This is a genomic window from Acidovorax facilis, assembly GCF_050626955.1.
GTDB lineage: Bacteria > Pseudomonadota > Gammaproteobacteria > Burkholderiales > Burkholderiaceae_C > Acidovorax > Acidovorax facilis.
Genome location: NZ_CP192460.1, coordinates 1,769,372 through 1,785,145 on the forward strand (window position 1 = coordinate 1,769,372; position 15,774 = coordinate 1,785,145).

At 61.4% G+C, this 15,774-nt stretch carries 10 protein-coding genes and 1 pseudogene; 8 read left to right on the top strand and 3 right to left on the bottom strand.

The window, feature by feature from the left end:
• Positions 1–7 precede the first annotated feature (7 nt).
• Genes ACQ4MJ_RS07935 through ACQ4MJ_RS07945 form a run of 3 tightly spaced genes read right to left on the bottom strand, consistent with a single transcriptional unit; the run spans position 8 to position 4,787 of the window.
• The gene (locus tag ACQ4MJ_RS07935) at positions 8–1,204 is read right to left on the bottom strand and encodes a response regulator (protein WP_121506326.1); all 1,197 of its coding nucleotides are present in this window, start codon (positions 1,202–1,204) and stop codon (positions 8–10) included.
• Positions 1,197–4,256 carry a response regulator gene (locus tag ACQ4MJ_RS07940; RefSeq protein ID WP_431149288.1) on the bottom strand — a complete coding sequence of 1,020 codons (3,060 nt, stop codon included), beginning with the start codon at positions 4,254–4,256 and terminating at the stop codon, positions 1,197–1,199. The genes ACQ4MJ_RS07935 and ACQ4MJ_RS07940 overlap by 8 nt, the downstream gene beginning before the upstream one ends.
• A 36-nt stretch (positions 4,257–4,292) precedes the next feature.
• Positions 4,293–4,787, bottom strand: a complete 495-nt coding sequence (locus tag ACQ4MJ_RS07945; RefSeq protein WP_431173699.1) for a molybdopterin-dependent oxidoreductase — start codon at positions 4,785–4,787, stop codon at positions 4,293–4,295.
• Between the two features lie 445 nt (positions 4,788–5,232).
• Here ACQ4MJ_RS07945 and ACQ4MJ_RS07950 point away from each other — a divergent pair, with 445 nt between their 5' ends.
• The 8 genes and pseudogenes from ACQ4MJ_RS07950 to ACQ4MJ_RS07985 all read left to right on the top strand — a co-directional run bounded on the left by ACQ4MJ_RS07950 (position 5,233) and on the right by ACQ4MJ_RS07985 (position 15,730).
• Positions 5,233–8,163: an EAL domain-containing protein gene (locus tag ACQ4MJ_RS07950; RefSeq protein ID WP_431149286.1), complete on the top strand. Its 2,931-nt coding sequence runs from the start codon at positions 5,233–5,235 to the stop codon at positions 8,161–8,163.
• A gap of 15 nt (positions 8,164–8,178) precedes the next feature.
• A complete protein-coding gene (locus ACQ4MJ_RS07955; RefSeq protein ID WP_218301112.1) occupies positions 8,179–8,508 on the top strand; it encodes a hypothetical protein in 330 nt (109 codons plus the stop codon).
• Entirely contained in the window at positions 8,505–9,347 is an 843-nt protein-coding gene (locus ACQ4MJ_RS07960) for an HDOD domain-containing protein (protein ID WP_431149285.1), read from the top strand. The genes ACQ4MJ_RS07955 and ACQ4MJ_RS07960 overlap by 4 nt, the downstream gene beginning before the upstream one ends.
• A gap of 12 nt (positions 9,348–9,359) precedes the next feature.
• The gene (locus ACQ4MJ_RS07965; protein ID WP_431149284.1) at positions 9,360–10,313 is read left to right on the top strand and encodes an ATP-binding protein; all 954 of its coding nucleotides are present in this window, start codon (positions 9,360–9,362) and stop codon (positions 10,311–10,313) included.
• Positions 10,314–10,316: 3 nt separating this feature from the next.
• A complete protein-coding gene (locus tag ACQ4MJ_RS07970) occupies positions 10,317–11,660 on the top strand; it encodes an HD domain-containing phosphohydrolase (protein WP_431149283.1) in 1,344 nt (447 codons plus the stop codon).
• 17 nt (positions 11,661–11,677) lie between these two features.
• Positions 11,678–12,211, top strand: coding sequence for a response regulator (locus tag ACQ4MJ_RS07975; RefSeq protein WP_121506332.1), 534 nt, complete (start codon positions 11,678–11,680; stop codon positions 12,209–12,211).
• A gap of 230 nt (positions 12,212–12,441) precedes the next feature.
• Positions 12,442–14,787: pseudogene (locus tag ACQ4MJ_RS07980) on the top strand (EAL domain-containing protein).
• A 142-nt stretch (positions 14,788–14,929) separates the two neighbouring features.
• Positions 14,930–15,730, top strand: coding sequence for an SDR family NAD(P)-dependent oxidoreductase (locus ACQ4MJ_RS07985; RefSeq protein WP_431153041.1), 801 nt, complete (start codon positions 14,930–14,932; stop codon positions 15,728–15,730).
• Positions 15,731–15,774: the final 44 nt, after the last annotated feature.

Genomic DNA, 15,774 nt, shown 5'->3' on the forward strand with positions numbered 1-15,774 from the left:
GTGGCGGTTAGCCGCCGCTGCTGCTGACGCTGCCTTCGCCGATGACCACACCCTCGGTAGAGAGGTCCTGGGCAATGCGGTCGCGCTGCGCCTGCAGCGCATGTTCGCTGTCGGCAAACTGCTGAGCAATGCGCCGGAACTCTTCGGAGAGCGAGAGGAAGGCGTCCACCATGTCGGGGTCGAAGTGGCTACCTCGGCCGTCGCGGATGATTTCTACCGCCGTCTCGTGGGAGAAGGCGGCCTTGTACACGCGCTCGGAGATCAGCGCGTCATACACATCGGCCACCGCCATGAGCCGTGCCGACAGGGGGATGGTGTTGCCCACCAGCCCTTCGGGGTAGCCTGAGCCGTCCCACTTTTCCTGGTGGCTGTAGGCGATTTCCTTGGCGTAGCGAAAAAACGGGTTGTTTTGCGTGGTTTCGGTTTCTGCCGCCACGATGGCGTCCCGGCCCAGTGTGGTGTGGGTCTTCATGATCTCGAACTCTTCAGGCGTCAGCTTGCCCGGCTTGAGCAGGATGCGGTCGGGGATGCCCACCTTGCCAATGTCGTGCAGCGGGGCGGACTTGAAGATCACCTGGATGGCGTCTTCCGTGAGTTCGTCGCGAAAGCGCGGGTGGTCCTGCAGCTTGCGGGCCAGCGCTTCCACATAGTGCTGCGTGCGGCGGATATGGTTGCCGGTCTCGTTGTCCCGCGTTTCGGCCAGCGATGCCATGGCGCGGATGGTGGCGTCCTGTAGCTCCGCCAGGGCGCGCGTGCGGTTGGCCACCTCCTGCTCCAGAAAGTGGTTGTGGTGGGCGAGCAAATCCCGCGCTCGCTTGAGCTGCAGGTGGTTGCGCACGCGCGCCATGGTGATGGCGGGGTTGACGGGCTTGGTGATGTAGTCCACTGCGCCCAGCTCCAGCCCCACCGTTTCGTCGTCGGTGGCGCTCATGGCGGTGAGGAAAATCACCGGAATGTCTTCGGTCTCGGGGTTGAATTGCAGGCGCCGCAGCACCTCGTAGCCATCCATGTCCGGCATCATGATGTCGAGCAGGATCAGGTCGGGCTTTTCGGCCGCCACGATCTGCAGCGCGCGTTCGCCGGTGGGTGCCAGCTTGACCTTGTAGTCGGGGCGCAGGAGGTCGCTCATCAGCGACAGATTGCCCGGGGTGTCATCCACCACCAGCACCGTGCATTTGCCGCTCAATTCCAATGGGCTATTCATGAACTGGATCCTCCTTGTGTTGCATATCGTTCCCCGCCTTGCGCAGCACGTCGAGCGCATCGGCAAAGAGGTAGTTGTCGAGCAGCCGCTTCATGTCGGCGTAGGCGGGGCCCAGCAGGGCCTGAAGACTGTGGCCGGAGTCCTTGAACAATTCGATGGCGTCGGAATCACTGTCTTCCAGCAGGGCGCCAAGGCGTTCCACCAATGCGCGGGCCTGCGCGCCATCCAACGGGGTTCTGGCAGCGCTCGCCGTGCCGGGCGTGTCTGCCTCAGGGGGCAGGGCGCTCTGCAGCGCAGCCACCAGGGTCTGGCAGGCGGTGTCTACGGGCGGGAGCAGGGCTTCGAGGACGTCGGCGGTCGCGTTGTGTGCAATGGCTTGCTCCGCCGCGCCTGCCAGTTCGGCCAGGCCCACCGCGCCTATGGTGGCAGCGGTACCTTTGAGCGTGTGCATGGCGCGCTGCGCCGCCTCTGGCTGGGCGGCCGCGAGGTGCGCGCGCGCTTCTTTCACTGCGCTGCCTTGTCCGGCCACGAATTTGCGCAGCAGGCTCTCATAGGCCGTACGTTTGCCGAGTACACGCCGCAGCCCGGCGGCGGTGTCCAGGCCTTCGATGTGTGTCAGCGGGTCGGGGGTGTCCGCCGGCGCCAAGGAAGGAGCGCCAGGCACCGCAGGTTGCAGGGCAACAGTCTTACCGCTGGCGCCCCCAGTGTGCGGCAGTGCAATCCATTGCAGCAGGGCGGCGAACAGCGCGTCGGGGTCAATGGGCTTGGCTATGTGGCCGTTCATGCCCGCTTCCAGGCACTGCTCGCGGTCGCCGCTCATCGCGTTCGCGGTCATCGCCAGCACCGGCAGGCGCGCCCAGGCGGGGTTCTGGCGCAATTGGCGCGTGGCGGTGAGGCCGTCCATCACCGGCATCTGCATGTCCATGAGCACGATGTCATAGGTGCCTCGGGCCAACATGTCGAGTGCGGCCTGGCCGTTGTCGGCCACATCCACCACCAGCCCGGCGCTGGCCAGCAGTTCGCTGCCCACCTGCTGGTTCAGGTCGTTGTCGTCCACCAGCAGCACGCGCGCCCCCTGGATCGATGCCAGGTTGGCGCCCCGTGCCGCTAAGGCTGGCAGGCGCCGCCCGTCGTCCACCCGCTGCGCGCCCCCCAATGCCCGCATGGCGGCATCAAAAAGCTGAGATGGGTTGACGGGCTTGGTCAGCATCAGCCCGATGCCGGTGCGTGTGAGTTCGGCCAGAACGTCGTCACGCCCATGCGCGGTGACGATGACCGGGCGCGGAGGGTGGGGCAGTTGGGCCAGCTGGCGGGCGGTTTCAAAACCGTCCATACCAGGCATCTTCCAGTCCAGAAAGGCGATTTCGCAGGGCCTGCCTGCCAGGTCCGCGGCGCGTGCCAGGTCCACGGCCTGCGCCCCCGAACTGGCCAGCGTGACCGAAAAACTCATGCTGGACAGCAGCTCGGCCAGGATCTGCCGGGCCTGTTCGCTGTCGTCCACCACCAGCACGCGGCGGCCACGCAGGTCGGGTTCCGGCAGCAGTGGCCGCTGCACGGCCGCGCCCAAACCCAGTCGCGCTGTGAACCAGAAGGTGCTGCCCTTGCCTGGCGCGCTGTGCACGCCCACCTCGCCGCCCATCAGGCTGGCAAGTTTCTTGGAAATCGCCAGGCCCAGGCCGGTGCCTCCGTACTTGCGCGTGGTCGAGGTGTCGGCCTGCTCGAACGAGCGAAACAGGCGCGCCTGCTGTTCTTCGGTCAGGCCGATGCCCGTGTCCTGCACTTCAAAGCGCAGCAGCACGCCCTGGATATCCCGCGCTGCTTCGCGTACCCGCACGATGATCTCGCCCTCGTCCGTGAACTTGACGGCATTGTTGGCGTAGTTCACCAGGATCTGCCCCAGCCGCAGGGGGTCTCCACGCAAGTCGGCGGGCAGGTGGGAGTCCACGTCGAACATCAGCTCCAGGCCTTTGCTGGCGCATTTCTCGCCCAGCAGGTTGGCCACGTTGTCGAGCACGGCATGCAGGTCGAAATCCACCACCTCGACTTCGAGCTTGCCCGCCTCGATCTTGCTGAAATCCAGGATGTCATTGATCAGGCCCAGCAGGTGCTGTCCCGACCGCTGGATCTTTTCGACGTAGTCGCGCTGGCGCGCGGTCAGCTCGGTGGCCAGCGCCAGGTGGCTCATGCCAATCACGGCGTTCATAGGCGTGCGGATCTCGTGGCTCATGTTGGCCAGGAAGTCTGATTTCATGCGCGATGCGTCCTCTGCCTTGGCGCGGGCCACCTCCAGTTCATCCTCATGTTCCTGCAGCGCGGCGTTGGCTCGCTGCAGCTCCGTGGTGCGCAGGGCTACCCGGGCCTCCAGGGCTTCCTCGTTGCGCTGGAGGGCTTCCACCAGCTCGGCCTGGGCCTCCAGGGCCTGAGAAGTGGCCTTTTCACGCTGGAGGAACTGGCGCGCCATGGCAATGGCCAGCAAAAAGGTCAGGATGGCCTGGAACGCGGTCAGCCCGGTGGTCAGCAGGGTCTGGTGCTTGACCTCTTCGTTGCGCCGGTCGCCCAGCAAGGCGGAGATGCGCGATGCCTGCAGCGACAGCTCTTGAACGATGTCGCGCAGCTTGTTCAGCTCGGCCCGCAACAGACGCATATTTGTCTGGCTCGATGCCGCGTCCACACTCTGCCCGAAATGGTTGTCCCCTGCGGCGACAAACTTCTGCAGTGCTTCCAGGGCTGTGGCGTAGATCGGTTCCTCCTGCATCAGCGTGCGGGCGGTGCCGCTCTCCAGCGCGCTGAAGCGGCTCAGGAACAGGTCATAACGCAGCTCCAGCCGGTCCATGGGCAGACTGGGCGGGTCCAGCTCGAACTGGTGCAGGGCGTGGTCGAGTTTTTCGTACTCCACATTGAGCTGCAGGAATGACCACAGGGCATTGACGTCGCCCCGGCGCATGACCGCCTCGACGCTGCGGTACTGGTGGTACTGCACCCCGGCAATGGCCACATACGCCACCACCAGGCCCGCGATGATCAGCCGCAGAAAGTGCTTGCCCCGGATCATGGTGTGGTTCCTGGGAAGTTGGGAGGAGGGGGTGGACTAGCGAATTCGCAGGATATTGAGCTGCCAGGCGGCGCGGTTGTAGTACAGCTCGCTGCGCAGCTCTGCCTTGGTGTCAAACGGATAGACAATGAAAAGCGGCCCCTTTTCGCGCACACGCATGGGGCGGTTGTTCATGAGCCGGGCCACGATCACGTCGTGGCGCGTGGCATCGTCGATGGGGATTTCCGTCTTGTAGTCGTTGAGCGCCACCGCCGTGATGTTCTTGCCCTTGGCGCCCACGGCCGCCAGCACATCGCGCAGCAGGGGGCCAGTGAAAGTGACGGCGCTGGGGTACCAGGGGGTCTGGGTGGAGAAGCTGTGCTGGGGCAGCTTCTCCAGCATGGCCATGTCGAACTGGGCTTGAGAGCCGTTGTTGGTCTGGCTGATCGCGCCGTCGATGGTCAGAACGACCGTGCCGGTGGGTTTGTCCAAAGCGCGGGCCTGGGGCAGCGTCGCCGCAGCGACTACAAACACTGCGATGCCTAGCCACAAGGCAACGCGTGCTCCTGAAAGACTCGTATGCATAACGCTCCCCCTTTTGCAACAGTCTTGCAGACAGTTGCCCAAAATGTAAATCGTTTTCTAGCAGCATGGGTCTTGTGATGCACCAGCGACGCAGATGGGTACCCATACCAGGGCTGCGCTCACACGGCATAGCAGGACATACCCTGCCTGTGCACTCGCTGCAAGGCCGTGACAAGCTCAAAGGGGATAAGTACAGTGGGTAGCAGGTCCGATATTCCAAAGCAGGTTTGTAGCCTGCGCCCATCATTCGGGAGGGAGGTGCATGGGCTCACGAAAGCTCTGCAAGCGTTGGCCCCCTATCTGCGCAATGCAGCGCCGTCGGTAGTGAGGCCACAGAGGTCCTCAATGAACCGCACAGCCCTGCATCGCATAACGTGGTCGCATCATTTCCGTGTTGGCAAGGCATCTCACCATGGGTAGTTTCGATACTGAAGACCGGCCGTTTGGACAGGAAATGGCACTTTCTGAACCCGACTACCGGCTGTTGGTAGATCAGGTGCAGGCGGCCGTCTTTGTGATTCAGAAGGGGCGGTTCCTTTTTGTGAATCCCAAGCTCCTGGAGCTTTTCGGATACTCCAAGGAAGAGATGCTCAGAGGCATGGATCCCATGCTGCTGTGCGTGCCCGAGCACCGGGACATGGTGCGGGAGCAGACGAACGCCCGGGTAGCGGGGGTCCCAGGCAAAGCCTATGAGGTCGAATGCCTGCGCAAGAACGGCGAGCGGTTCAGCGCCCAGGTCTGGGGCGTGCGCATTTTTCTGTCGGCGCAAGCAGCGGACCTGGTCACGTTGCATGACGTCAGTGCAATCCAGGCGGCCACGCGGTACGCGCAGCAGCGTGTTCAGCTGTTTCGCAACGCTGAAGAGCTTGCACGCATTGGCTCTGCGGAGGTGGACTTGGTGTCCGGGACGGTCACCCTGTCGTCGGGCATGCATGCCATCTTGGGAGTCCCGCTCACCGAGACGCCCCCCGGCACAGACTGGCTGCTGGCGCGCGTACCTCCGGTAGAGCGCCCCTATGTTCAGGCCATCAGCGAGGGCGTTTCCCCCGACGACGTCTGTGAGTTCCAGCACCGTATTGTTCACACCGACGGCAGCTTGCGCACGGTGCTGCACCGAGTCCTTGCCGAGGCCGATGAAGGCGGAAAGGTGATCAGGACGGTCACACTCCTGCAGGACATCACGCTACAGCGGGCGGCCGAACAGAAACTGGACAAGCTCGCGAATACCGACGAAATCACCGGACTGCCGAACCGCAACGCGCTGACGGAATACCTTGATACCAAAATGCGCGAGGCCGCGCGGGGAGGGCGGCACATTGCAGTCCTGAGCGTTGAGATTGACAGACTCAAGCTTGTCAGTGAATCACTGGGCCACGCAGCTGGGGACCAGTTGCTCATGGAGGTCGGCAGACGGCTCCAGCCCCAGGTTTCCCAGGACGATCTGCTGGCGCACTTTGGTAGCGGCGAGTTTTCCCTGGTGCTGGCACGGGAGGAGTCTGTGGATGAGGCCATGGCACGGGGCACCGCCGCCTCATTGGTAGATGCGCTGTCCCTTCCAGTTGCCATTGGCGACAACGAGATCAAGGTGACCTGCGATATCGGAATATCCCTTTACCCCGTGCACGGGGATGATCCTGAAAAACTGCTCCAGCAAGCGCAAGCGGCGATGTATCGCGCCCATGAGCTGGGCAAGAACCAAATCTGCGTTTTCAGTTCGGGCATGCATTCCAAGGCGATCTCCAGGCTTGTCATGGAGTCGGGATTGCGTCGAGCTTTGGAGCGCAACGAGTTTGAACTGCATTTTCAGCCCAAACTCGAATTGGTCAGCGGGGCCATCATTGGTGCCGAGGCATTCCTTGAATGGAAATCCCCCGATGGCGCATTAATTTCCCGGTCCAGCTATATCCGGGCCGCTGAAGAAACCGGCCTGATCGTGCCGATCGGTGAATGGGTTCTGCGCACCGCCTGTCTCCAGGCGCTGGAATGGCAGCGCGCTGGTCATCCCATGTGCCGGGTTGCCGTCAACCTGTCGGCTCGCCAGCTTCAACAACCCGATCTGGCTCAGAAGATAGAAAAGATCCTCATCGAAACCGGCCTTGATCCAAGGTTGCTGGGGCTGGAGATCACCGAGGGTGCGCTCATGGGAGAAAGCACTCGCATCGCGCGGATTCTGGGCGACCTCAAGACCCTGGGCATCGAGATTTCGCTGGATGATTTTGGCACCGGCTATTCCAGCCTGAGCTACCTGCGCACACTGCCCATTGACGTTGTGAAGGTAGACCGCTCGTTTGTCCACGACGTCACGGCAGCTTCTCAAGACGTGTCCATCACGCGCGCGATCATCAACATGGCGCACAGCCTGCAGATGAGAGTGTTGGCAGAAGGTGTTGAGACCGAGGGGCAACTGGCGTTGCTCATCGCCAACGGCTGTGACCAGATGCAAGGGCACTATTTCAGCGGACTGCTAACGGCCGACGCCATGGGTTCCCTGTTGCGTGAAAGCAAGGCCTTGCCTGAGCACTTGTTATTGCGCCGCGCCCAACAACGTACCTTGTTGCTCGTCGATGACGAAGACAGCATCGTTTCTGCGTTGCGCAGATTGCTGCGTCGGGATGGCTATCACATCGTGACGGCCAACAGCGGGGCGCAAGGTTTGCAAAGGCTGGCCGAAAACTCGGTGGATGTGATTGTCTCGGACCAGCGGATGCCCGGTATGACGGGGGTGGAGTTCCTGCGCCGGGCCAAGGAGCTGTATCCAGACACCGTACGAATGGTGCTGTCTGGTTACACGGAGCTTCAGTCCATCACCGATGCGATCAATGAAGGGGCTATCTACAAGTTCCTCACAAAACCATGGGATGACGAGCGGCTTCGCGGGCATGTGGCGGAAGCGTTCTCCCAAAAGGGAATGGCCGATGAGAATCGGCGGCTGGCGAGCGCAGTTCTGCGAGCCAACGAAGAACTCACTGCCGTTAACGACCGTTTGCAACAGTTGCTAACGAATCAACGTGAGCAAATTCACCGCGAAGAGAGTAGCCTGAGCGTCGCACGGGAGGTCTTGGATCATATTCCTGCGGCGGTCATTGGGGTGGACCTGGAGGGTATGGTGGCATTTGTGAATGCAGATGCAGAGGCACTGTTTGGAAGGACCACCGCGTTGTTGGGACAGGATGCGGACGACGTGCTACCGGCAGATCTGCGCCATGTATGGCGAGCCGCCGATCAGAGCTACCACGATGTGCAACTCGCCGGAGAGACGTTTCGCGTTGTATGCCGCTCCATCGGAGGAGAAAATCACTCACGAGGTCGATTGCTGGTCTTGGTGCCAGGCAGTGCGGCTTGAACTCTATGCGCGCCCATGCAAGCTCTTGCTACCACCACTGAACGGGTTCCGGAGGGACTACTTTTAGCGCAGCCCGTACTGGATGCCCATGCGCAACTTCTGTTGCCAGAGGGGACGCCTGTCACGCGCGAAATTCTCAACAACTTGCAGCATCGAGGTATCGACACGATTTTTGTGAATGCCCCCGAGGAGTTAGCACAGCGCAATGGAAAAGTGGATCCGGTTGAGCAACGGGCACTGACGGAACAGCGTTTGTTGCACTTGTTCAGGCCTGCCCTGCGGGCAGGGCAACTCAACCCATTGCTGCACATGATTTTGAGGCACCGGCTTGAGGAGAGGCCATGAAGCAACTCACTGCAGATGCAATCTTGCACGGCGTGCACGGATTGCCTGCCTTGCCAGCAGTCGTGCTGGAGTTGATCCAGTCCTTTGGCGACAGCGATGTTTCGGCGGAGCAACTGGCCATAAAGATATCGCACGACCAGGCCATTGCCGCGAAAACCCTTCGACTTGCGAATTCTTCCTTCTACGGGTTGCCGCGTCAGGTCACTTCGATCACGGAGGCTACGGCAATCCTGGGGCTGCGCACGTTGCGCGGCGTGGCAACGGCCGCAGGCCTTGTCAGCGGGTTTGCCAAGTCCCGCTGCCAAGGCTTCGACTTCGATGCGTTCTGGTGCCATTCCATCGGTACGGCGCTCACCTGCCGGGCCCTGGCGCAGCGCACCCGATTGGACGAAGACGCCGCGTTTACGTTGGGGCTGTTGCATGACATTGGGCGCTTGGTTCTGGTCAGCTCCTATGAGGAGGAGTATGCCCAGGCCATTGCATATCGGACAGAACATGACTGTTTCATGCATGTTGCAGAACAGCATCAATTTGGTGTTGACCACGCTGAGGTTGGCGGCCTCATCGCGGAGCATTGGCACTTTGCCCCAGAGATCGTCGCAGCCATCGCATGCCATCACCGGCCTCGGTCCCCTGCTGGCAGAGGGCTTGTGGATCTCGTCCATGTTGCTGACAACATTGCCCATGGCCTCGATCTTTCGCACCAGGAAGATGACATGGTGCCGCTGCTGTCACTGGACGCCTGGGGCAGGCTCTCGCTGGGTGAGAAGGCCTACAGGGAAGTTTTTGACACCGTTGCTGAACAACATGACGTCGTCTGTCACGCGCTGCTGGCCTGAAGGAGGGTTGACATGAGTTCTCACGATCCGCTATTGGCTGAGTCCGCAATCACGACATCCTCGCCGCTCTCTGTCGCCGATGTCACTGCAGACCGGGTCAAGGAACTGCTGCGCTCCAATGAGGAGCTGATGCAACTGAATGCCAAACTTTCGGATGCACAAGACAAGCTCATGCAGTCGGAAAAAATGGCCTCCATCGGGCAACTGGCTGCCGGGGTGGCCCACGAAATCAACAATCCGATTGGATTCATATTCTCTAATTTCGGGACTCTTGAACGCTATCTGGGTGATCTTTTTCAGATGCTCGCTGCCTATGAAGAGGCCGAGTCCGCATTGGCAGGCACTCCGGCAGCAGCCCGTCTGAGGGATCTGCGCGAAAAGATAGAACTGGACTTTCTGAAGGAGGACATCCCCTCGTTGATGGCAGAGTCGAAGGACGGCATCACGCGGGTGCGCAATATTGTCCAGAACCTGAAGGACTTCTCCCGGGTGGACACCTCACAAAAGTGGGTCTTGGCCGATTTGCACCATGGCATTGATTCCACACTGAACATCGTCAACAACGAAATCAAATACAAGGCGGAGGTCGTCAAGGCGTACGGTGAACTCCCGGATATCGAGTGCCTTCCGTCTGAACTCAATCAGGTTTTCATGAACCTTCTGGTCAACGCTGCGCACGCCATCCAGGCAGACAGGGGCGTCATCACCATCAGCACCGGCGCTGACGACAGCCGGGTATGGGTGGAAGTACAGGATACCGGCGAAGGCATTGCCAAAGAGAATCTGGGAAGAATTTTCGACCCGTTCTTTACCACCAAAGCGGTGGGCAAAGGGACCGGGCTTGGACTGTCTCTTTCCTATGGCATCGTCAAGAAGCACTTTGGCAGCATTGACGTGTTCAGCGAGCAGGGGGTTGGGACTCGTTTTCGTGTCACGCTGCCGATTCAGCACCCGCAGGAGGCTTGAGGTGTGAATTCCCCTACCGACGTCACCGCTTTGTCAGGGGCGGCTTTGCAAGAGGAGGGCGCCAGCCTGCAGGGCGGTGGTCAGCGCGTCTGGCGCATTCTGTGCGTGGACGACGAGCCCAACATTGTGGCCTCGCTCAGGCGGCTGTTTCGTGGCAGCGGATACCAGGTGACAACGGCCACGAGTGGTGCCCAAGCCATTGCGCACCTCGAGCAAGAGCCTGTGGATCTGGTCTTCTCCGACATGAGAATGCCCGGCATGAGCGGGGCCCAGTTGCTGGAGCAGATACGGGTGCGGTGGCCCAAAACGACACGCGTACTGCTCACAGGCTACGCTGACATTGGGTCAACCATCGCGGCCATCAACAGCGGGGAAGTCTATCGGTACATCACCAAGCCGTGGGATGACGGTGAGGTGCTTGCCACGGCTCACCAGATTTTTGAGCGGCATGCCCTGGAAGACGAAAAAACCCGGTTGGAAGAACTGCTCAGGGCCAAAAACCAGGCCTTGATGGAATTGAATGAAACCCTGGAGGAAAAGGTTGCGGCGCGCACCAGCGAGTTGCTCCAGCTCAGTCAAAAGATCAAGAAAAACTACCTTACCTCCATCAAGGTGTTTTCCAACCTCATGGAGTGGCGAGGTGGGCAACTCTCCGGCCACTCGCGCCGTGTGGCGGATCTGGCCCGTCGCACCGCACGGGCCATGAACATGGCGGAAGCGGATCAACAGGACGCGTTCATCGCAGGGCTCATGCATGACATTGGGCAGATTGCCTTGCCTGACACCTTGCTGGCCAAACCCGTTCCCAAGCTTTCCGATGAAGAAACTGCGCAATACCGACGGCATGCCGTTCTGGGAGAGCAGGCACTGATGGCGCTGGATGACATGCAGACGGTGTCCAACATCATCCGCAGCCACCACGAGCGGCACGATGGGCTCGGATATCCAGATGGCCTGGTCGGGGAGATGATTCCAATGGGGGCCTGCATCCTCGCTGTGGCAGATACCTACGATGATCTGCAGATCGGCCATCTCAGCTCCACCCCCCTGAGTGCTGCAGACGCACGATCAATGATTGCCAGGGGCAGGGGAACCCAGTTTCATCCAGAAGTGGTGGATGTGTTCCTGCAGATGCTCCTGAAGGCTGCGCCCGTTGCAGACGCTCCGCCGCGCATGCTGCGAACGGCACAACTTCGACCCGGCATGATCCTGGCGCGCGATCTTTTGTCCAGCGAAGGCGCCGTGTTGCTTGCCGCCGATCACGTGCTCACCGCCGAATTGATCAAGAGGCTGCGATTGCGCGAAGGGCGGGACGATGTGGAAATGATCTTGCCCATAAAACCGTAACGGAGAGGGAGCCAGCCATGCAGAGAATTCTCTTGCTCGATGATGAACACCACGTCTTGGCTGCAATCAAGCGCAGTCTGCGGGCGGGACTCGGTTCTGAGCTCCGCATTGAAGAGACCGTGGATCCGGAAGTTGCCTTGGCCAGACTGAGAGAGACCGCCTTTGACGTGGTGATCTCGGACTTTAGGATGCCGCTCATGACTGGCGTGGAGTTTCTGGGTCTGGTGCGAACCATTCAGCCCAAGGCAGTCCGGATGGTTTTAAGCGCGTCGTCCGATTCGGAGAACCTGATGCGAGCCGTCAATGACGCAGAAGTCTTTCGTTATCTGTTGAAACCCTGGGATGAAAAAGACCTGCTTGGTCACGTCCGCTCAGCCCTGGAGAGAGCGGATCAACTGCGCCATGAAAGTGAACTTGCCGACGTGGGGCGGCATGAATTGGGGCAGCTCAGTGCGACGGAGTTGGAGCGCCGTCGATTGGAAGCCATGGAACCCGGATTGACGCAGGTGACGTGGGGCCCCAATGGAGAGGTTTTGGGCCCCGAGAACTAGCGTTATGCCTATTGTGCTGGGCTGCGTCGTGGTGCCAGGACGCTGGATTGCAGAACCGGGAAGCCTGCCAAAAGACCGTGGATAGAATGTTTGTTACTTAACATAATATACATCGTATCTATTTTAAAGATAGCGTCACATCGGACCGTGCCATTCCTTATGATGGCCCACCAATCGCACGAGAAGGTGCCATGAACATCGACACCACGTCTTTGATTCGGGACATGGGAATGAACGCGGGCCTGCTGTGTTTTCTGGCCGCGCTGTACAGCATTGTCCTGAGTGGCCTGCGCCATCCCGACCTGGGCATCAGGAAGGCGCGGCAACGATGGTTGCCCTGGATCACAGGGCTCATGTTCGGAGTCATCGGCATCCTGACCATGCTCGTGCCTTTGCGGCTGGCCGAAGGCGTGATCGTTGACGCCAGGTTGGTGATGGCGGGCCTGGCCGGCGCCTATCTGTCGCCGCTGGGTGCTGTGCTGTGCGCTGTGGTGCTCGGCGCCTACCGGCTCAGCCTGGGCGGCATCGGCAGCGGCCCGGCCATGGTCGGTATTGTTTTGACCACGGGCATCGGGTGGCTCTGGCAGCGCCACAGGCCTTACTTTTCTCCGCAGCGTTTTGGAGCCTTTTCCGATGGGGTCTGGCTAATCGGACTCGGCTTGAGCCTGGCGGCCGGCGGCATGCTGGCGATACAGACCTTGCCGCCAGAGATTGCGCGAGCAGTCACGACGCGCTCCTGGATGGCTGTGGTGGTGATCTACCCCATCGGCACGGTGCTGCTGGGGTTCCTACTGGACAACACGCAAAAACTCAACCAGCGCGAAGAGACCCTGGAGCAGACAGCCGAGACCTTGAAGACCATGCTGGCCGAAGCGCGGCAGGCCGCCAGCGTTTTCGTCAACAGCAAGGACACGATTGCCATAGTGCAACCGGACGGCACCGTGCTGGATGTCAACCCGACCTACAGCAACGTGCTGGGCTACTCGCGCGAGGAGCTGATTGGCAAGTCATCTGCCGTCCTGCGCCTCGACGAAGGGGGCGAATCCACATTCCTGCGCCGCGTCGCACAGGCCATCGAGCGAGACGGCCGATGGCATGGCGAACTGGTCAGGCGCCGCAAAAATGGCGAAGCCTTTGTCTCGGAGGTCACCATCGAAGGCATCAAGGACCCGGACGGCGTCGTGCGCAAATGGGTCTCTGTGGGCAAGGATGTGACCGAGCAGCGCCGCCTGGAGCAGGCCCTGCAGCAGTTTGGCAACTACGACGCCCTCACCGGCCTGTCCAGCCGCCGCCTTTTTGCCAAGGAGCTGAATGCGACCCTCCAGAAACGCATCGAAACCAATGGCATCCTGGCCCTGTGTTTGCTGGACATCGACCAGTTCAAGGACCTCAACGAGCAATGGGGTCAGCCCCTGGCGGACCAGTTCCTTCGGGTATTTGCGCAGCGCCTGCGGGCCGAGGCAGGGCCAGACAACCTCATTGGCCGCATTGGCGGCGATGAATTCGCCGTGGCACTGAAAGACTGCGCACACACCGAAGCCGCCCTGCAGCGGCTCGAGGGCCTGCGCCAGTCGCTGGCGCGGACGGCCGTTCTGGACAATGTGCAACTGCGCCTGACCTGCAGTGCCGGGGTCACGTTCTATCCCGATGATCTGGGGGACGCTGACGGCCTGCTGCGCCATGCAGACCTGGCGCTGTATGCGGCCAAGGAACAAGGCAAGGACCGGATCGCGGTGTTCGACGTCCAGCAGGGCCAGCGGCTGCAAGCGCGCAGGCACACGGCCAAGCTGGTCGAGGACGCCCTGCTGCAAGGCGAGATGGAGCTGTTTTTTCAGCCCAAGGTCAGAATCTCGGATGGGCAGGTGATTGGTGCCGAATCCTTGATCCGGTGGCACCATCCCGAGAGGGGGCTGCTGGCGCCGGGTGCGTTTATGGATGACATTGTGGGCACCCCTGCTTCCGGCAAACTGGACTATTGGGTGCTGGACGCTGCATTCAAAGCCGGGCACACGCTCGTCACCCAGGGCTGTCCCCTGCCCTTGAGCATCAACATCGCAGTGCCCACACTGATCGACAGCCGGTTTCAGCAAGAAGTCGCGCGACTGCTCAAGCGGCACCCATCCTTGCCCCAGCCCTTTCTGGAGGTCGAGTTGCTGGAAACCGAAACCTTCAACGACCTCTCGGCCGTGGCCTATGTCATCCAGGGGCTGGACGAGCTGGGTGTGTAATGCTCCATCGACGACTTCGGCACGGGCTACTCATCGCTCACCTATCTGCAACGCCTGCCCGCACAGATCGTGAAGATCGACCAGTCCTTCGTGCGCGAGATGCTCGACAACGAGCGCGATCGTGCCCTGGTGCGCGGCATCGTGAGCCTGGCCCATGCGTTCAACCGCACCGTGGTGGCGGAAGGTGTGGAGACCACGGCCCATGCCGGGGCACTGCGCGATCTGGGGTGCGATGGCCTGCAGGGCTATGGCATTGCCAGGCCGATGCCGCTGCCGGATCTGATCCGCTGGATCCGGGCGTGGCAGCCGCCGCCGGAGTGGGTTGGTGCCCTGCAGCCGGTGCGCTGACGGTCTGCGGCGCTTCCTTGCAAACCCCGCAGAAAGCGAGAACAGGCATTGATCGCCCTTGGGCCCGCGCACTGGCGGCAACTCGAAGCTAATGCAGGTTTCCGGCTCCACCCTCCTCCCCCACCCGCTACCATCCACGCCCATGAATCCTACAAGCCCTGCCCCATCCCTCCGGTCTTCCATCCACTTTGGCCACACAGGCCGCGTCTGCATCGTTACCGGTGGCGCGCAAGGCATTGGTGAAGCCTGCGTCCGCCGCTTTGCGGTTGAAGGCGCCAAACCGGTGATCGTGGATGTGGACGATGCACGCGGCCAGGCCCTGGCTGCGGAACTGGGCGCGCTGTATGTGCGCTGCGACGTAGGCGACAAGGCGCAGGTGGATGCGCTGGTCGCCCAGGTGCTGGCCGCCCACGGACGCATCGACGTGCTGGTGAACAACGCGGGCATCTTCCGCGCGGCGGATTTTCTGGAGGTGACCGAGGCCGACTTTGATGCAGTGCTGCGGGTCAACCTCAAGGGCTCGTTCCTTGTCGGGCAGGCAGTGGCGCGGACCATGGTGGCTTCGGGTGGCGGCTCCATTGTCAACATGAGCTCGGTCAACGGTGTGCTGACCATCCCCAATATCGCGAGCTACAACGTGAGCAAAGGCGGCGTGAACCAGCTCACGCGCGTGATGGCGCTGGCGCTGGCCGACAGGAACATCCGCGTGAACGCCGTAGCACCCGGCACCATCGCCACCGAGCTGGCCGCCAAGGCTGTGCTGACCAGCGATGAGGCCAAGAACAAGATCATGAGCCGCACGCCCATGAAGCGGCTGGGCGAGCCGTCGGAGATTGCCGATGTGGTGGCCTGGCTGGCTAGCGACGCCGCCAGCTATGTGACCGGCGAGATCGTGACCGTGGATGGTGGCCGCATGACGCTGAACTACACCGTTCCGGTCTGATTCAACGAAATACTACCAAATTGATAGCTGCTAGCGCTTGATGG